14 protein-coding genes are annotated in these 18,206 nt (G+C 54.5%); 6 read left to right on the plus strand and 8 right to left on the minus strand.

Features of this window, described 5'->3' with window-relative positions:
* Nucleotides 1-48 precede the first annotated feature (48 nt).
* From Q8O73_RS18560 to Q8O73_RS18575, 4 genes are all read left to right on the plus strand, one after another.
* Nucleotides 49-255, plus strand: a complete 207-nt coding sequence (locus tag Q8O73_RS18560; protein ID WP_305559693.1) for a hypothetical protein — start codon at nucleotides 49-51, stop codon at nucleotides 253-255.
* A 201-nt stretch (nucleotides 256-456) separates the two neighbouring features.
* Nucleotides 457-684 (plus strand): hypothetical protein, encoded by a 228-nt coding sequence (locus tag Q8O73_RS18565; RefSeq protein ID WP_305559694.1) that lies wholly within the window; start codon nucleotides 457-459, stop codon nucleotides 682-684.
* Nucleotides 685-749: 65 nt separating this feature from the next.
* Entirely contained in the window at nucleotides 750-2,222 is a 1,473-nt protein-coding gene (locus Q8O73_RS18570; RefSeq protein WP_305559695.1) for a DNA-3-methyladenine glycosylase 2 family protein, read from the plus strand.
* Entirely contained in the window at nucleotides 2,219-2,746 is a 528-nt protein-coding gene (locus tag Q8O73_RS18575) for a methylated-DNA--[protein]-cysteine S-methyltransferase (RefSeq protein WP_305559696.1), read from the plus strand. Before Q8O73_RS18570 ends, Q8O73_RS18575 begins: the two co-directional genes overlap by 4 nt.
* 48 nt (nucleotides 2,747-2,794) lie before the next feature.
* On the opposite strand, the gene adhP is transcribed toward Q8O73_RS18575, so the two are convergent.
* The 7 genes from adhP to Q8O73_RS18610 all read right to left on the minus strand — a co-directional run bounded on the left by adhP (nucleotide 2,795) and on the right by Q8O73_RS18610 (nucleotide 13,218).
* Complete coding sequence (gene adhP, locus Q8O73_RS18580; RefSeq protein ID WP_305559697.1) at nucleotides 2,795-3,817, minus strand: alcohol dehydrogenase AdhP; 1,023 nt, start codon at nucleotides 3,815-3,817, stop codon at nucleotides 2,795-2,797.
* 126 nt (nucleotides 3,818-3,943) lie between these two features.
* Nucleotides 3,944-4,759: a ferritin-like domain-containing protein gene (locus Q8O73_RS18585; RefSeq protein ID WP_305559698.1), complete on the minus strand. Its 816-nt coding sequence runs from the start codon at nucleotides 4,757-4,759 to the stop codon at nucleotides 3,944-3,946.
* 84 nt (nucleotides 4,760-4,843) lie between these two features.
* The gene (locus Q8O73_RS18590) at nucleotides 4,844-5,617 is read right to left on the minus strand and encodes a hypothetical protein (protein ID WP_305559699.1); all 774 of its coding nucleotides are present in this window, start codon (nucleotides 5,615-5,617) and stop codon (nucleotides 4,844-4,846) included.
* A gap of 184 nt (nucleotides 5,618-5,801) precedes the next feature.
* Complete coding sequence (gene bcp / locus Q8O73_RS18595; protein ID WP_305559700.1) at nucleotides 5,802-6,266, minus strand: thioredoxin-dependent thiol peroxidase; 465 nt, start codon at nucleotides 6,264-6,266, stop codon at nucleotides 5,802-5,804.
* Nucleotides 6,267-6,291: 25 nt separating this feature from the next.
* Nucleotides 6,292-8,001 carry a hypothetical protein gene (locus Q8O73_RS18600; RefSeq protein WP_305559701.1) on the minus strand — a complete coding sequence of 570 codons (1,710 nt, stop codon included), beginning with the start codon at nucleotides 7,999-8,001 and terminating at the stop codon, nucleotides 6,292-6,294.
* Complete coding sequence (locus tag Q8O73_RS18605) at nucleotides 8,002-9,951, minus strand: HEAT repeat domain-containing protein (protein WP_305559702.1); 1,950 nt, start codon at nucleotides 9,949-9,951, stop codon at nucleotides 8,002-8,004.
* Nucleotides 9,952-10,242: 291 nt separating this feature from the next.
* Entirely contained in the window at nucleotides 10,243-13,218 is a 2,976-nt protein-coding gene (locus tag Q8O73_RS18610) for a bifunctional [glutamine synthetase] adenylyltransferase/[glutamine synthetase]-adenylyl-L-tyrosine phosphorylase (protein ID WP_305559703.1), read from the minus strand.
* Between the two features lie 43 nt (nucleotides 13,219-13,261).
* On the opposite strand from Q8O73_RS18610, the gene Q8O73_RS18615 reads away from it, so the two are divergent.
* Nucleotides 13,262-13,438 (plus strand): hypothetical protein, encoded by a 177-nt coding sequence (locus Q8O73_RS18615; protein WP_305559704.1) that lies wholly within the window; start codon nucleotides 13,262-13,264, stop codon nucleotides 13,436-13,438.
* Nucleotides 13,435-16,827, plus strand: coding sequence for an AsmA-like C-terminal domain-containing protein (locus tag Q8O73_RS18620; protein WP_305559705.1), 3,393 nt, complete (start codon nucleotides 13,435-13,437; stop codon nucleotides 16,825-16,827). Before Q8O73_RS18615 ends, Q8O73_RS18620 begins: the two co-directional genes overlap by 4 nt.
* Before the next feature lie 81 nt (nucleotides 16,828-16,908).
* Here the strand turns inward: Q8O73_RS18620 and tyrS are convergent, their stop codons facing one another.
* On the minus strand, nucleotides 16,909-18,162 hold the full coding sequence (gene tyrS, locus Q8O73_RS18625) for a tyrosine--tRNA ligase (RefSeq protein WP_305559706.1): 1,254 nt from the start codon (nucleotides 18,160-18,162) through the stop codon (nucleotides 16,909-16,911).
* Nucleotides 18,163-18,206: the final 44 nt, after the last annotated feature.

Raw genomic sequence — 18,206 nt, forward strand, 5'->3', positions numbered from 1 at the left:
ATGTGCATCGCAACGGTTTCTTTGGCTGTTCGGTAGCGGAGAATGACAATGCCTATGAAAAAAATACGACGTGAAATTGCGTCGGGGGACAAGTTTCGAGTCAAACAGGGCAGCAGCCTTGTCTATGAAGTTCTTGAATTGCGCGAGATGCAACCTGCCCCTCATGCAATTGTTTTCAAGCAGAATGAACGCAAATCACCTGTCCTGATTGCGGTTTCAACCCTGCTGGATGGTGATCTCTACGAAAGAATCTAGGGTCTTTGCCCCCCCGGCCATTGCCCTTTTGCGTTTATCGGGTTGTGATCAGCCCGATAAACGTCATGCTGTCATAATGTTGCCGGAAGTTCCGGTCAGGATGACGACCCTATTGGCGTAATCATCCCTATCGGAAACACTTGTCTTCCCGGATATGTATTCCCCTTATATGAGAGCCGCCCTTCAACGGAGGTGGACCAAATGTCGCGAAAAGTGCGATTACAGATCGCGGTAGGCGACAGATTCAAGGTTGCGAACAGTCGTAACCAGATATTCGAGGTTCTGGCGATCCGCGACATGATTCCGGCTCCCCATGCCTTGATCGTCAAGGAACATGATCGTCAGTCGCCGGTTTTGATTGCGGTTTCCGTGCTTCTGGACCGTAATTTTTATGAAAAACTGACCGAAGAAGCCCCGCCCGCTTTTTAGGCGGCGGCGAATGTCGGAGTCCGAATCTGGCGAGAAATTTTTCCAGGTTCTGTTAGGCTACCGGTATGGAACAGCTTGATGATGACATTTGCTATACGGCATTGATTTCCCGCGACCGGCGGTTTGATGGACGGTTTTATACCGCCGTCCTGACCACCGGTATATTTTGCCGCCCGGTTTGCCCGGCGGTCACGCCCAAGCGGGCCAATGTCCGGTTTTATCCAACAGCCGAGGCGGCCATCGTCCACGGGTTTCGGCCCTGTTTGCGATGCCGCCCCGAAGCCGCCCCCGGCAGTCCGGCCGCATCGGGCATTGTTGCGACCGTGCAACGCGCCGTGCGCCTGATCGAAGACGGGGCCCTTGAACGCGGATCGGTCGAGGATTTATCCGCCCGTCTGGGTATCGGCAGCCGCCATTTACGGCGCATTTTCCGCGATCATACCGGCGTTTCGCCACAGGACCATTCCCGGGCGCGTCGCCTGTTGCGTGCCCGACACCTGATAGTCGATAGCAACCTGTCGATGACCGATATCGCCGATATTGCCGGATTCGGGTCCTTGCGCCGGTTCAATGATGCAATGAAACAGGCCTATGGCCATGCGCCAACCGCCTTTCGGCGCGGCACATTACCGGCAAGCGGACCATCGGCAAGTCAGGATGATCTGGTCTTGCGGTTGCGTGCCCGACAACCCTTTGATCCCAAATATTTGCTGTCTTTTTTCCGCGCCCGAGCCATTCCGGGGCTGGAACATGTCGATGACGGGCACTATTGCCGGGGTTTTCGCATGGGTGAGGCGGTGGGCCTGATGATGTGCCGCTTTCCCCCGGATGGCAGCGGCGTGATCATTACCCTGCGCGGCGATGCTCGGCACAAATTGCTGGAAATTGGCGGGCGGGTGCGTCGCCTGTTTGATCTGGATACCGATATTGGGGCGATCACGGCCTTTTTGGCCGGGGATGATTTGCTTGCCCCGCTGATTGCGCGGCGACCGGGATTGCGGGTGCCGGGATGCTGGGACCGGTTTGAACTGGCCCTGCGGGCTGTTTTGGGCCAACAGGTCAGTGTCGCGGCGGCCCGCACATTGGCCGGGCGGCTGGTGGTCCGTTTTGGCGAAGCCTTGCCCGAAAATCTGGCATCGGGCAGTGGCGTCACTCATCTTTTCCCGACACCGGATGCTTTGCAGGCGCAGGATTTGATATCGATCGGCCTGACCACCCGGCGCGCCCAAACCCTTGCCGATGTGATCGATCTGTTTGTCCGTCCGGGCTGTGCGGATCGTCATGGGGCGGATGTGCTGGCCGATATGGCACGGCTTAAGGGCATTGGTCCGTGGACCCTGAATTATTTCGGGTTGCGTGGCCTTGGCGAACCCGATGCTTTTCCGGCAGGTGATCTGGGGATTCTCAAGGCCTCGATCATGGGCGGCGGGCCGCAAAAAACCAAGGATCTGGAAGATTATTCACAACGCTGGCGACCGTGGCGTGCCTATGCCGCGCAATATTTATGGTCGGCCCTGGAACCGGAGGAACCGCAATGACAACGCGCGTGGACGTAATGCGTTATGCTAGCCCGATGGGTGAACTTTCCCTTGCCACCGTGGCGGGCAAGCTGGTGCATCTTGATTTTCCCGGTAATGATGATCGCCTGCGCATGATCCAGACCCGGCGTTTCAAACGCATTGACTGGGCAGAGGGGGCCACCACCACGGCCCCGCAATCGGTGCTGAGGTGGCTGGATGCCTATTTTGCCGGTAAGGCCGGGCGATTGCCGATGGAAGACATCACCCTGATCGGCACGGATTTTCAACAAAACGTCTGGCAGGCCCTGATCGCCATTCCATCCGGGCAAAGCCGGTCTTATGGCGGGCTAGCGGTCACACTGGGCAAGCCCAATGCCGTGCGGGCGGTGGCACGGGCCAATGCGCTGAACCCGGTATCGATCATCGTACCCTGTCATCGGGTAATTGGATCGGATGGCAAACTGACCGGCTATGCCGGGGGGCTGGACCGCAAACAGTGGCTGTTGGATCACGAAGCCCAAATGCGCAGTGCGGCGGCCTGAATGAAGAAACGGGGTGCAATGTGTACTGCACCCCGTTTTTCGGATGGATCAGATCGACATCACAATGCGGCCATCAATCGTGCCCGCCCGCATGCGGTCAAAAATCGAATTGATGTTTTCAAGCGGTTCGGTGGTGTAGTGCGAATGCACCTTGCCGTCGCCTGCGAATTCAAGGGCTTCCTGCAAATCGGCACGGGTGCCGACGATGGAACCGCGAATGGTTTTGCGCGACAGAACGGTGTCGAAAATATCCAGTTCAAATTTTCCCGGTGGCAGGCCACACAGCGCCATCGTGCCATGACGGCCCAGCATGCCAACCCCTTGTGAAAAGGCGCTTTTTGAAACGGCGGTGACCAGAACGCCTTGTGCGCCGCCCATCTGTTTCTGGACTTCGGCCACCGGATCGGTGGTTTTGGCATTGATCGTCCAGTCCGCGCCCAGTTTTTTGGCAAGGGCCAGCTTGTCGTCGCTGATATCAACCGCGATCACCTTCATGCCCATGGCCTTGGCATATTGCACGGCAAGATGGCCAAGGCCGCCAATGCCGGAAATCACCACGGTTTCACCGGGTTTGCATTCGGTTTCTTTCAAGCCCTTATAAACAGTCACACCGGCACACAGTACCGGGGCGGCATTGCCAAATTGCAGGGCATCGGGCAAATGACCGACATAATTGGGATCGGCCAGAACATATTCGGCAAACCCGCCATTGACGGCATAGCCGGTATTAAGTTGTTCCCCGCACAGGGTTTCCCAGCCGGTCAGGCAATGATGGCAATGACCACAGGCCGAATGCAGCCACGGCACGCCGACGCGGTCGCCCTCGCGAACGGCCTTGACACCGGCACCGACCTTGGCAACAAAACCAACCCCTTCATGGCCGGGGATAAAGGGCGGATTGGGTTTGACCGGCCAGTCACCCTCAACAGCATGAAGATCGGTATGGCAGACACCGGATGCCTCGACCTTGACAAGAATGGTGCCGGGCGCAACATCGGGAATAGTCACTTCCTCAATCGATAACGGCTTGCCGAATTCGCGGGCGACGGCGGCTTTCATGGTGGCGGGCATGGCTCTAACCTCGTTTGCTGTGTCACATAGCCCCATCCCCCCATCAGAAGGGCGGGCGATTATGTTTCAGGCAAAAGAGTATCTTTTCTGGAATGAGAAAACTTTGCGCTATCTCAATGCGTGGGATCAGGCGTCGTTTTCATCGGGTAATTCAAGGACATAGTCCTGATAATAATCCGGCGGCATCCCGGCGTCATAGCGTGCCGCGTCGTTAAAGGGCGGTCTGAGCGGCCCGCGCAGATGCTTGCGCAACAGCGCATGCCATGTGGTGTAATAGGGCAGGCCGCGTTTGTCGCACATCATTTCATAATATTTGCGACCGGCGGCAACATGGGCGATTTCTTCTGCCGCGATCAGGCGCAAAATCTCGGCACTTTCGGTATCGCCACTGGCAATCAGCCGTTCAACCGTTGGCGGCGTGGCGTCCAGTCCGCGGGCCTCAAACACCATCGGCACAACGGCCAAACGCGCCAGCAAATCATAGGCGGTTTCCATCGAGGATTGCCACAATCCGTCATGGGCGGGCAAATCGCCATAGCAGGCACCCAATTCACCCAGCCGGGCGGTCAACATGCGGAAATGTTTGGCCTCGTCATCGGCGATCTGAACCCAGTCATCGTAAAAATCGCGCGGCATGTTTTCATCGGGAAACCGCGCGGCGATATCCCACGCCAGATCAATGGCGTTCAGCTCGATATGGGCCAGCGCATGCAAAAGCCCGATCCGGCCTTTAAGGCCACCCTTGCCGCGTTTGGGCATCCGGGCGGGGGAATGCAATTCGGGTTTGTCGGGGCGACCGGGGCGGTCCGGCAGATCGACGCGGCCGGTTTCCGTAATGATACCACCGCGCCATTGTTGGGCGAATTCTGCCGTCAATAACGACTTTTCCATCGGGTCGCGGGTCAAAAGAACCTGTCTGGCGGCATCGGCAAGGCTGATCATGGGGCGGTTCCGGTCTGAAACAAAAGGACCGGGCATCTCTGCCACGGTCCGCTTGCAGGGTCAAATTTTTGTCAGGCGCAATATTTACGTGATGTTGAACCGCGCCAATGCCTCGGCCAGATCATCGCCAAAACTGCCGCCTTTGCGGATGATCGCGGTGCGCAGCGGCAAATCATGCAGCGACGGGTGATTGGGCGCATCGGCGGTCAGAACAGCAATTGGAATATTGCGGGTTTTCGGCATGGCTTGCAGGGCATTGGCAAGATCAACCCCGTCAAGTTCATCAATGGTTTTGGCAACCAGAATGAAATCCGGGCGGGTGCGCACCGCCAGTTCCAGCGCCTCGAACGAGGATTTCGTCACCGAACTGCGATAACCGCAGGCGGCAAGTTCACGTTCGACAATCCCCGCCATCGATTTTTGCGGAATCACCAGAAGGGCTTCGACATTGGCCTTTTTCAGCCAGTTGGGATCAATGTCGGGCGACCGTTTGGACGGCAATTCACGGACAAATTCGGCAGAATCGGTTGAATCCCCGGTGATTTCACCATCCAGAATGCCCAGAATTTTATCGACAAAGGACTGAATGTCATTGATCGCGTCTTCGTTCAGATCGCGGCACGCCGTGGCATAATCGGCAAGACGGTGGCTGGTCAGATTGATCAGCGGTGCATTGACCGATTTGCCCTTGTATCGCAGATTGAAAACCTCGCGCTGAATGCCGGTAAGGGCCGCGTCGATATTGGTTTTGGAACGGGCATTTTGAAGATGGACGTCAATTGCATTGACGATTTCGCGGGCTTCATCCTGAAAATCGGCCAACATCTGATCATCAAGATCGATAACATTCTTTGTCATTTTTATCCCCTGCGACCCCGGAATACCGGCGAGAGTTTGTCGTCTGGCGTTATTGCGACGCGAACACTCTCATCCCCTTATATTGTCGCTAGGGTTTTAGCTTGCAACAACAAAGATGGCAATAAAAGGCAACAGAAGTACAGGACCGCTATACCGGTTGCCGGCCCTGTACCCGATCCCGATGTCAAAGGGCCTTTACCGCCGCCAGAACCTCGCTGGCATGGCCCTTGACCTTGACCTTGCGCCAGACATTGCGCACGACACCTGCCCCGTCGATCAAAAAGGTGGCGCGTTCAACGCCCATGTATTTTTTGCCATACATGCTTTTTTCAACCCATGTGCCATAACTTTCGCAGGCGGTGCCGTCTTCATCGGCGGCCAGCACAAAGGTCAGGCCATGCTTGGCTTTGAATTTGTCATGGCTGGCGGCACTGTCGCGTGAAATACCGATGATTTGCGCGTCAATGGCGCTAAAATCGGGTTGCAGATCGCGAAAATCGCAGGATTCCGTGGTGCAGCCTGGCGTCATATCCTTGGGATAGAAATAAATCACCACCGGTTTGCCACGCAATGCCGACAGCGTAACCGTGCCGCCGCCATCGGTCGGCAAGGTGAAATCGGGGGCGGGGGTGCCTGCTTCGATGGTCATGTTCAATCCCTTTTCAATCGTGTTTTCATGGATGTGCCTGCATATTGAGAAAACGGTACCAAAAATTAGAAGGTACAGGCGTCTTGAAATGACGCATGGCAATTAAATCGAGACCATACAAATTCTCATGGAATGCAGGAGAAGACTCGACGACTTCATGCCTTTCGGATGCCAATATCGCTTCCATATGCTTTTGGTATGCAGCTATCTCATCTGGAAATTTGATCGGTGCCTCAGTTTCTCCGCACTCATACTGAGCCTGATGAAAATAAAGGTGGCCAAAAAAGTCCTCTTTCAATGGATGCCATAATTGGCTGCATACTTCGGGGTAGGCTTCCGATTTTTGCCCGGAAACGACTCTTTTATACCAACCTTCTTCCTCAAGGATGACACTCCAACCTGCAAGTGTCGGCAACAGCCAAGATGTCGCCATAAGTTCCTTGATCCGGTCTTCTTCTGGTTTGCCAAAGACCAATTCAACCAAGTCATCCAATGAGTCTGTACCAATCGGAAAATTCCTCATGACCTTGTAGCTGTAATCAATCCGACCAATGATTTCGCCCAACCATTCCTTCGCTTCTGAATAGTGGCCTGCTAACATCAGATAGGAAAGAGCCAGCGAAACTTCAATCGTGTTGCTGTCGAGAGCCGGAGATCCGGATACGGGGTTTTTCGTAATAATCCCAAGAAGGATTCGTGAGACTTGATCCATATCGATGATGGAGGTTGGCTCATTGGGGGCTTCTGAAAAATAGATCGCGGCCAAACCTATCGAGGCAACTAGGCCGATATGCTCAAACACCGTCAATGAAAGAACCGAGCTTTCACTGGTGTATCCGCTAAAGCCATCCTGTACTTGGCTATGGAGTTCAATTTTTTGCAGGTATGCCATCGAGGTTGCAACATAAGTATCAATTAGCCGATAGAATTCCTCGGTCAGCTTTTTTTGATCCTTTTCTGGTGCTTTTGAAATTCTCCACCATGACCATAACAAAGTACGCTCAGCAGCCTTAAGGGCGATTTTTGTATCACCGTCATTGGAAGCCCAACCAGAAACAATTCGCGCCGTGAGGTTCGCACGAGTAAGAGCTTTGACAAGTACTGGAGTTGATATTTTGTTGTCTAGTAACTCGCCATCGACGTTCAATCCGAGTTGACGGAGAAGGAGCTTATGGAAATCAACAAGAGAATAGTCTGGCTCTCCAACCAAAGCTAAAACACGCCGCAGATCAGTCCTGTCATCGGATTGGAATAGATGCTCATCAAGAAGATGGCGTTCAATTAGAACCGCAAGCTCATCTGCTCCCCAAAAATCAAACTCGGCCTCACCCTTTTTTCGCTCGGTGTACCCTGCCCAATTTGGCTGCACCTCTTCTTTTAAATCCCCAGTGGTGCCAAGCACAATTTTGACCGGATGCTTCCCATGTTTCTGTGGCACATGGCTACGGAGATATACATTGAAAATTTCATCTAGACTGGGTTCAACACATTGAGGACCTTCCCCATTCCATATGCGACGGCCAATATCTCCCTTCTTTAGGACGAATAAGAAGAGCTTCTCTATCCCATCTTTATCAACGCCAACGGCGGAAAGGTCTACACCAAACTGGCGTGTGCCAGTTTGTGGTTTTGAGAGCGGAATAATTCCCATAGACAACAGCAAATCAGGCAACAGGGCGTCGAATTCATCACGCTCTTTCAGAGTCCGTAAATAGGCAGATAAGATGAGTTTCATTTACTGCCCCTTCTTGGAATTTCGGTGTATCAATCGAGACAGTTCATAACCGACAGTGTCCTGCACATAGCGTCTAGGCAAAGTGATGCTGTGGCTAAACGATTGCAGATGAGATGACTCTCCTATCTCCCCATCCCGGAAAGAAAAAAATGCAGACCCAGCTTTAAGAGGAATGCAAGTGGCTAATTGACGAACGATGGACTTCTCTTCAGCGGCTTTTTTATAGGCTGCCATGGTCTTACCGTGCTCTTTTTGGATTTTGACCTGCAAATCATGGGAAGGACGTAATTCCTTGATCTGCGGCAAAGCCTTCAAAGCGTCAAAATAGTCATCTATAGATTTGATAACATATTCACACATATGCTGAATTTCTGGGTTTTTAGATTTGGCCCTCAACTCTTTCAGGCGATCACATGTTGATGCAGGAAAATCAAATCCAACTTCTTTCGTCAGCACCTCTTTAACGAGGGGCAACGGGTTTTCATCTGCCCCATCTACGGACAAAAGTGAAAACAGCAAAGACAGGAGATGCTCTTCATCGTTAACGTACCCGAGCATTCGGCGAATCAATAGAATGAGGTCGTCTTTATCGAATTTTTTCACCATATCTTGAGAGAAGGTGATCTGATGCACTTTACATAGATGCAATTCGCTTAAGATAGCGTCAGCGGCTTTTTGCATTTGATATTCGTCACGGATTAGCCACGATGTCATCATCCGTGACCGCATGTCTTCGTCGTTGAGTAATTTATGAAAGGTTGAATCAAAAAGCTTTGTAAGTTCCTTCGTTTTCGGCATGTCACCGGCATTGCGGAGTATCCATGTTTCCAACACGGAGAGGACAAATTCTTGACGGCCTTTTTTCAATAATCCCGCCAACACGAAGTCCAAATTGTCCAACGCTGCTTCTTCGTTTGCTGACAGAGCGGAAAGTGCCATTACCCAGCCATCAAAATATGGGCTGGTCTCGGCTTCATCGGTACGTTGAAATATGACCAGAGCCAGTGTTCGCAATAAATCTTGGTCTTCCTTTTCAAGGAGATTATTTAGCGTGTCGGTCAGAGGTGGATGGATCAGAGCTCCTTCTGCAAGGGCCATATATGCTGCGAGGCGGATTTCCTCGTTTGCATTAGTAACGGCTTCCGAAAGATAATCAGTGGAGTCCGATAATTTTGTCTCTGGCACACGATGCAAAAGAAATAGACGACCCAAGGCCCATGTAGCGTTTGCCCTTAAAACAGGATTTGTCGTGTTTACATCGCGAAATATGTATCCGATCGTTTCTTCTGGTTCCGTTTCAGAAATTCTCAATAGTGACATTGTGTAGAGGGAGGCCGTACTGTTTTTCAGACCTTCTCGCACAGCTTCAATGATCAATCGGAACAAATCCAGATTTCCTTGATAACAATCAGCAAAAACAGTGAAGAACCTGCCCTGCATAAGATCACGTTTAGTGTGCTCGTACTGAGCGTCACACAAGGAAATCAAGCCATCGACTGATGGAACATCAATATATGGTAGTGCTGATTGGACAACATCGAGAACATCAAAGGTACTATGATTTTCTGCGACCACCGAATTGGCCGCACACTGGAATATATCCGTCCGCGAATGAGCTAACGCCAAATACCTGCCTGCCGCGCCATGCTCTCTCCAGCCCTCTTGGTTCCTGATTTCTAGGGCTGTCGCAATCGGGGCGAAATCTTCTTGATGTTGATCTCGTTCAAAAAAATGTTCCGAAGCAAATTGGTTTCTACATTCCGGATCGGAAAACTTGAGCACGTTCCGACTGACTGTGAACTCTATGGATGATACTGTTTCTAGAAGAACTAAATCCTCTTCGTTTAAGTCGTGTGATAACCCTTCCTCGCCTTTTTTAGACAAGCAATCTACGGCGATTTGACGAACACGCTCTAACTGGTGCGTATCTAAGGGCTGAGGTTCCACCATTTGAGTTCTTACTTCTCATCTTAGAGCCTGACCGAAAATTAAGTTGAATGATTTCAATCAATTATGGTTTTCTGTGGTTTTCAAAAACGACGGAGGATCACATGCTCTGGACCAAAACCACTCGTCGACATTATGATCAGTGAAGGCTGCGTTATGCAAGTGATTGCACCGGCAGAGAATGGGAAATCATTGGGGTTATTCTGAAACGCACAGTCATGGCCGGACGGCCATACACGCACGATTTGCGCGAGATATGGTCGGATTCTTATAGGGCGGGTTTGGCATCCCGGTTCAGTCCGCTTTCTCGTCCGCCGCCAGTTTTTCGGCCGGATCGGTGATCAGGCGGTCATAAACCGATTTAATCCGGGCGGCGGTGGCGTCAAGTTTTGCCTCCAGATCCCCAAAATTCTCGCAATGACCGGCGCGGGCCAGCATCCTGCGCAAATCGGTGCTGGCATTTTCCGGGTCAAAACGCCCTTCGGTGGTCAGGCGCAACATCGCCTGTATCGCCAGCCAGAATGCCCCGGATTCGGCCAGAAAGGCGGCTTCTTCGGCATCGAGAATCCCCGCCTTGCCCAGCCGCCTGAAAACGCTGCGGGTGGTCGGGGACAGGATACCGCGATATTCATGGGCGTGGCGCAATTGCAGATATTGCGCAATGAATTCCAGATCGACAAGGCCGCCCCGCCGCATCTTGATATCCCACGGATGGTCGCTGCCTTTGCCCGCGGTCATGCGGTTGCGCATGTCATAAACATCGCGCAGCAATTTGTCCGGGTCGCGCTGTTTGCGCAAAACCTTGCGCGTGGCGGCGATCACGCGACGGCGCAGGGCTTCGGGGCCATAAACGGCGCGCAACCGCGTCAGGGCCATATGTTCCCACGTCCAGGCTTCGTCGTTCTGATAGGTCTCGAAACTTTTGACATGGCAGGCCAGCGGCCCCTTGCTGCCGCTGGGCCGCAGGCGCAAATCGGTTTCAAACAGCACCCCCTCGGCGGTCGGGGCCGACAGGGCGTTGATGTAACGCTGGCTAAGGCGGATGAAATAATGGCCGGGCGACAAGGGTTTTTCGCCGTCCGATTCTTCCACCCCCTCGGGCACGTCATAGACAAACACCATATCCAGATCGGATCGCGGCGATAATTCCTGTCCGCCATGTTTGCCAAGGGCAAATACCGCAAGCCCGCCCTGATCGAAATGGCCGTGACGCCGGGCAAAATCGCTGGCGATTCTTGGAAACAGGGCGCGGATCGACACATCGGCAATATCGGCCAATGCCCGTCCGGCCTGATGCGGCGTCTGGCGGTTCTGGATGGTCTGGACATCGATCTGGAATTTCTGGTCATTGGCCCAGCGCCGGGCAATATCCAGCCAGTCTTCGACCATATCGGCCTGCGACAAAAGCCCGTCCAGTTCGTCATACATCGCATCGGCATCGGGCATACGGTCATGGAACCCCGACATCAGGACATAATCCAGCACCCGGGCATTGCGGCCCAGATATTTGGCCATGCGCGGGGCGGTTCCGGCAATTTGCGCCAAAAGGCGCAACAAATCGCGATTGGCCGTCAATAACGAAAATAACTGTACCCCGGCGGGCAGGCCGCGCAAAAATTCGTCAAAGGCCCGAAATGCCATATCGGGATTGGCGGTTTCCGACAGGGCGGTCAACAGGGCAGGCATCAGTTCCGTCAGGATTTCACGCGCCCGGCGTGATCGTGTGGCGCGATAGCGGCCATGATGCCAGCCGCGCACCGTACTGGAAACATTTTCGGCATTCTCAAACCCCATCTGACGCAGATTGGCCAGCGTATCGGGGTCGTCTTCGGTGCCGGTAAACACCAGATTGCCATCCGTGCCACCCAGAGGCGTGTCGTCTTCAAACAGATCGGCATAATGCGATTCAACCAGCCGCAAATACCGGATCATGTCATCGCGAAACAGCGGACAGGAATCATACCCCATAAAACAGGCCAGTGCCGCCAGCCCGTCATCGGTATCGGGCAGGGTCTGGGTTTGCTGATCATTGATCATTTGCAGGCGATGTTCAACCGTGCGCAAAAAGCCATAGGCGGCAATCATCTCATCGCGGACCTGTGCGCTGATCTGGCCAAAATCGGTCAGGGCGCGCAAGGTGTCGCAGGTCGCCCGCCCGCGCAGCGACATTTCCCGCCCGCCCCAGATCAGTTGCTGGGTCTGGGCGAAAAATTCGATTTCGCGAATACCGCCCCGGCCCAGTTTGATATTATGGCCCGCAACGGTCACGGTGCTGCCGCCCTTATGGGCGTTGATCTGGCGCTTGATCGAATGAATGTCCTGAATCGCCAGAAAATCCAGATGCTTGCGCCAGACAAACGGGCGCAACATATCGAGAAACGCATTCCCTGCCGGATAATCCCCGGCAACAATCCGCGCCTTGATCATGGCCGCCCGTTCCCAGTTCTGCCCGACCGTTTCATAATAGGTTTCAGCCGCCAGGGCGGAAATAATCGGCGGGGTCGATCCCGGATCGGGGCGCAGGCGCAAATCGGTGCGAAACACATATCCATCCCCGGTGCGTTCTTCCATAACCCGCGTCACATCGCGCACCACACGTACCAGAACCTGTTGAATCCGGTCGGGCTCCAGCCACGTCATGGCGTCGCCGTCATACAGGAAAATCAGGTCGATATCGGATGAATAATTCAGTTCACGTGCCCCCAGTTTACCCATGCCGATGGCAAAAATTCCGCAATCGCGCAGTGGGTCTTCGGGATGGGGCAGGGTAAAGCCGCGTAATTTGGCGGTTGCCGACAGGCAATGGGCAAGGGCGAAATTCAGGGTGGTTTCGGCGGTTTCGCTGATGGCGTCGGTAACTTTTGCCAGATCCCACTGACCGGCAATATCGGCAATGGCAATCAACAGGGCCGCCCGGCGTTTGGCCCGCCGCACCAGCATCATGGCGGTGGCCTGATCGGTCCCGGCGGCATTGGCCGCATGGGCGACATCGGACAATGCAAAGGCAAATGCCGCGTCCAGCCCGTCATCAAAGGCCATGCAAACGGTTTCGGGTTCCCGCAAGGCCAGACTGCCAAGATAGGGGCTGTTGCCAAACAGGGCGGCCAGAATCTCCTGCCCGGTTTTTTCCGCCGCAATTTTGCCAATCCGGTCTGCCATATGGTCAAAAGCCGGTTTTTCCGACAAGGCCAGCCAGCGGTCAAAGCCGTGCTGGCTGCGTTCAGAATCAAAAGGCCGGGGCAGGGATGTTTCGATCCGGGAAAGGGACACGTTATTGCTTTCCGTAAAGGTTGCAGGGCCGGTCATATTATCCATGACCTTATTCATAGCCTTTCTGGCGATTTGCCAAAAGGGGCTGGTGAAAATTTGTCCGGTGGCGGCGGAATATGCGGATATTGTCCGCGCAAAGGCCGCCGAAACCCTTGACGCCACCCCGGCTTTGGTTGGATATGAACACATGTATGTAAATGGCAGGATTGCAGGCGCGTGAGCCATCTTGGAAAAATGACCCGTGGGGTCTTGTGGCTTTGTGCAGCACTGTTGTTGTTCCTGTCGGTATTTGTCGGCGTTCTGATCTGGCGGATATCGGACGGGCCGGTGTCGTTGCACCGTCTGACCCCCTATGTTCTGGAACAATTGAATGCCGGCAGCGGCGGCCATCGCCTTGATGTCGATGACATGGTCCTGATCTGGCGCGGGTGGGAGGACAAGTTTGACCTGCGCCTGAAAAACCTGTCGTTCTCATCGCAGGATGGCACCAGTCTGGTTAATGTCCCCGATGCCGATGTCAGTTTTTCCAGTCAGGCCCTGTTGCAAGGTATCCTGGCGTTAAGCGAGGTCAATCTGATCGCGCCGAAAATCCGTCTGATCCGCTATCCGGATGGCCATCTGGATATGGGATTTGGCGGGCAGGATGATACCGCCGATACGCCCCCGGCCGCGACGGATACCGCCCCGTCCTTTGGCGAAGACGATTTGCGCAGCGGCAGTGAAATGATGCGGCAGGTTGTCGCCATCTTGTCGGGCGAAACCGTTGCCTTTCCCGCCGCCGCCTATTTTCGCAGTTTTGGCATTGTCGATGCCGATCTTGAGGTCGAAGACCAGGTTCTGGGGATTGTCTGGTCGGCCCCGGCGGCCGATATCCGCCTGTTTCGGCAGGCATTGGGCATTGATGCCGATATGGCCATGACGGCGAATGCCGGGGATATGTCGGCCAACATTCATGCGACGGCGCAATATCTGACGCATGAGGAACGCATTGATCTGACGGTGAATGTCGATGAATTTGTTCCGGCCAAACTGGTCAGTATTTCACCGGCATTTACCGATCTTGAACAGATCAATGTTCCGGTGCAGGGTAAATTTACCGCCCGTCTGGGGGCGGATGGCGGGTTGATTGATCTGCGTGCCGATCTTGATCTGGGGATTGGCCGGGTCGATTTGCCCGCCCCGCTGAATGCCAGCTATAATATTGATGGCGGCAGTGCCACGCTGAAATACACGCTGGGGGCAATCGATATTGAACAATTGCGTCTGGATATCGGGCGCAGCATCGTCACCGCACAGGGGAAAGTTGTGCGGCCCTTCGATGACTGGGCGTTGCAGATGCAGGCCCAGGTGACCGATGTTGCCACCAATGATTTAAAGGTTTTGTGGCCGGAAACGCTGGCCGACAATGCCCGTGACTGGGTTGTCACCAACCTGTCCGAAGGCATCGTGCATCAGGCCAGTCTCAATCTGGGGCTGCATCACGATGCGTCATCGGGCGACATCATTCTGGATCGTGTGGATGGCGACATGAATATGTCGGGCATTGATGTTGAATATATCCCCGGTATGCCCAAGGTCATCGGGGCGGTCGGGCGCGCCGAATATAACGACACAAGTTTTACCGTTTACGCCAGTCAGGGCAATGCGGCGGGCATCACGGTTGATGAGGCCAAACTGGTCTTTTCCGAACTGCATACCGAAGACCCGCTGGCCGATATCGAACTGGTGGTGCATGGCGGCGTGCGCGAGGCACTGGAACTGATTGATTATGAACCGCTGGGTTTTGCAACCCGTCTGGGCATTGATCCGGCACAGGTGTCGGGTGAACAGGCAACACGGGTGGTTCTGGCATTTCCTCTTTTGAATGATCTGGATCTGGAAGATATCGACGTTGCCGCCGCCGCCCGGATCGAAAACGCCGCGATCCGGAAAGTTTTCCGGGACCTTGATCTGGCGGGCGGTAATTTTGAATTGCAGGTCAATGCCAAGGGGCTTGAACTGGAAGGTGCGGCGGAACTTGGCGGGACACAAAACACAATCCGCTGGGTCGAAAGCTTTACCGACGAAACGCCGCTGATCAGCCATTATCGTCTTGAAGGCGATTTTGGCATGGCCGCAATGGCCCGGACCGGGCTGGATGTGGCCCCCTATCTGACCGGGATTGCGCGGGGCAATGTCGAAATCCAGTCTTTGCGCAATGGCGATGTTACCATTATCGGCAAAACCGATCTGACCGATGTGGTCATGACGGTCGAACAGGCCGATTATGCCAAACCGGCATCGCAACCCGGCACGCTGGATTTTGATCTGACGGTGCAAAAGGATGGTGGCGGGCTGATACGGTCTGTCGAATTATCCGCGCCGGAAACCGGTCTTGTCGCAACCGGCCAGTGGCGTGGCGATGATGCCGCCAGTGATGCGGATCAGCTCCGGCTGAATATCCTGTCCGGCAGTTTCCGCCGCAGCAGCAATCTGTCGGGGATGATCATCCTGACGGGGAATGACCGCCTGAATGTCGATCTGACCGCCAATGATTTCGACCTGTCACCCTATCTGGATGATGATGCGGCGGATCAACACGATGCCAAATCGGCATTTGCCGGGGGGATGCAGGCGCGTATTGCGGCCGGACAGTTCCTGCATGACGGCGATTCCCCGCTGTTGCGCGACGGGGTGATTACCGTCGTAAAGGATCAGGCCGGAACCGAGGTCGATATCAATGTCCGCCAACTTGACGCCCGGTCTTTTTTAAGCCGGGATGACACGGCATCCCGCGATGTTCGCACCGCCAATAGCGGCGGCATTGGTGAGGAATCCACACGACAGGGTGAAAAAATCGGCGTTTTCGTGACCTTGCAGGAAGTCCTGATGGCGCAGGACCAGACGATCCGGGGGGTGCAAGGCTCGGTCCGGATCGAGGGTGAGGAATGGCGTTCGATTGTCCTGCGCGGTGAAATCGGGGCGAACAATGCCGGTCTGGTTGCCGAAATTGAACCGGCGGCATCCGGTCCATATCGCAATGTGCGCCTGACATCGGGCGATGCCGGGGCCTTTTTAAAGGCGATTGATCTGTATGAAAGCATGGCGGACGGGGCCCTTCGCATCGAAGGGCAGGTCAATGACCGTGAATATTCCCAACCCTTTACCGGCACGGTGAATGTCACCGGGTTTCGCATTGTCAATGCGCCGCTGGCGGCTCGGGTTTTGGGGGCGGCATCGCTGTTTGGCCTGGTTGATGTCTTGCAGGGCAACGGCATTGCCTTTGATGTGCTGGACGGCGAATTTACCTATAGCAACGATGTGCTGGCCCTCAACAAGATGGCGGCCAACGGATCGGCGATTGGCGTCACCTCGAATGGCAGTATTGATCTGGCCAAGGATGAAATCCGTCTGGCCGGGTCCATCGTGCCGATTTATGCGCTGAATTCGGTGCTGGGCAATATTCCGATTTTGGGCAATTTGCTGGTTGGCGAAGAAGGCGGCGGGGTCTTTGCACCGACCTATACCGTCGAAGGGCCGGTGGATAATCCCGATATCGCGGTCAATCCGCTATCGACCTTTGTGCCGGGCATTTTCCGCAATCTGATCACCGGGGCATCGCCGGGATAACAAAAAACCCGCAAGGCCATAACCTTGCGGGTTTTTGAATGTTCGGACTTTGCCGGGCACAGACACCGGTCAGAAATGCCGTTAAACGGGCCGGATCAGGACATGGCGTTTTTTGCCCGCCGACAGTTTGATCACCCCTTCGGCATTCAGGGCCGATGCGGTGATGACGGCATTTTCATCATCCGCCTTGTCATCATTGATCCGCGCACCGCCGCCCTGTACCAGACGGCGGGCTTCGCCGCCCGATTTGGCAAGACCGGCCCGGCGGAACAATTCAAACGCCGCAAGACCGGCTTCAAGATCGGCGCGGGGGATTTCAACGGTCGGCAGATTGTCCGACAACACACCTTCTTCAAAGGTCTTGCGCGCCGTTTCGGCTGCGGCAACGGCTTCATCCTCGCCCCGGCACAACCGCACAGCCTCAAAGGCCAGAACCTTCTTGGCCTCGTTGATGTCGGCCCCTTCCAGTTTGGCGTAACCGGCGATGTCGTCCAGCGTCAGTTCGGTAAACAGCCGCATGAATTTGATCACATCGGCGTCTTCGGTATTGCGCCAGAACTGGTAATAGTCATAGGACGACAGGCGTTCTTCGTTCAGCCATACCGCACCCGATGCGGTTTTGCCCATCTTGGCACCCGATGCGGTGGTCATAAGCGGGGTGGTCAGGCCAAACAGGGCGGCGTCATCCACGCGGCGGCCCAGTTCAACCCCATTGACGATATTGCCCCACTGGTCCGATCCGCCCATTTGCAAGACACAGCCATATTTGCGGGCCAGTTCGACAAAATCATAGGCTTGCAGGATCATATAGTTGAATTCAAGAAAGCTCAGCGACTGTTCGCGTTCCAGACGCAGCTTGACCGAATCGAAACTCAACATGCGGTTGACCGAAAAATGACGGCCAAAATCGCGCAGGAATTCGATGTAATTGATCTTGTCGAGCCAGTCGGCATTATTGACCATAACGGCATCGGTCGGACCATCGCCAAAGGTCAGGAATTTCTCAAAAATCTTGCGAATACCGGCCATATTGGCGGCAATGATGGCGTCGGTCAGTACCGGTCGCGCATCATCGCGCCCGGTCGGATCGCCAACCCGTGTGGTGCCGCCCCCCATCAGAACAATCGGCTTGTGCCCGGTTTTCTGCAACCAGCGCAACATCATGATCGATACCAGCGACCCGACATGCAGGCTGTCTGCGGTGCAATCATACCCGACATAGCACACCACCCTCTTTTCCGAGGCAAAGGCATCAAGCCCCTCAAGATCGGTGCATTGATGAATGTAACCGCGTTCATTCATGACACGGAGAAAATCGGACTTCAGTTCAGTCATGGTGTTTGCGCTATGTGTGTTGTGATTGCCAAAATCGGTCGGCG

It is taken from the genome of Thalassospira sp. (genome assembly GCF_030690045.1).
Classification (GTDB): Bacteria; Pseudomonadota; Alphaproteobacteria; order Rhodospirillales; family Thalassospiraceae; genus Thalassospira.

Bases quoted from the DNA above. Each gene is read 5' to 3' on its own strand.
- Q8O73_RS18615 (WP_305559704.1), top strand. From the start codon at position 13,262: ATGACCTTATTCATAGCCTTTCTGGCGATTTGCCAAAAGGGGCTGGTG.
- Q8O73_RS18560 (WP_305559693.1), top strand. From the start codon at position 49: ATGCCTATGAAAAAAATACGACGTGAAATTGCGTCGGGGGACAAGTTT.
- Q8O73_RS18565 (WP_305559694.1), top strand. From the start codon at position 457: ATGTCGCGAAAAGTGCGATTACAGATCGCGGTAGGCGACAGATTCAAG.
- Q8O73_RS18570 (WP_305559695.1), top strand. From the start codon at position 750: ATGGAACAGCTTGATGATGACATTTGCTATACGGCATTGATTTCCCGC.
- tyrS (WP_305559706.1), bottom strand. From the start codon at position 18,162: ATGACTGAACTGAAGTCCGATTTTCTCCGTGTCATGAATGAACGCGGT.
- Q8O73_RS18605 (WP_305559702.1), bottom strand. From the start codon at position 9,951: ATGGTGGAACCTCAGCCCTTAGATACGCACCAGTTAGAGCGTGTTCGT.
- Q8O73_RS18575 (WP_305559696.1), top strand. From the start codon at position 2,219: ATGACAACGCGCGTGGACGTAATGCGTTATGCTAGCCCGATGGGTGAA.
- adhP (WP_305559697.1), bottom strand. From the start codon at position 3,817: ATGCCCGCCACCATGAAAGCCGCCGTCGCCCGCGAATTCGGCAAGCCG.
- Q8O73_RS18590 (WP_305559699.1), bottom strand. From the start codon at position 5,617: ATGACAAAGAATGTTATCGATCTTGATGATCAGATGTTGGCCGATTTT.
- bcp (WP_305559700.1), bottom strand. From the start codon at position 6,266: ATGACCATCGAAGCAGGCACCCCCGCCCCCGATTTCACCTTGCCGACC.
- Q8O73_RS18600 (WP_305559701.1), bottom strand. From the start codon at position 8,001: ATGAAACTCATCTTATCTGCCTATTTACGGACTCTGAAAGAGCGTGAT.
- Q8O73_RS18585 (WP_305559698.1), bottom strand. From the start codon at position 4,759: ATGATCAGCCTTGCCGATGCCGCCAGACAGGTTCTTTTGACCCGCGAC.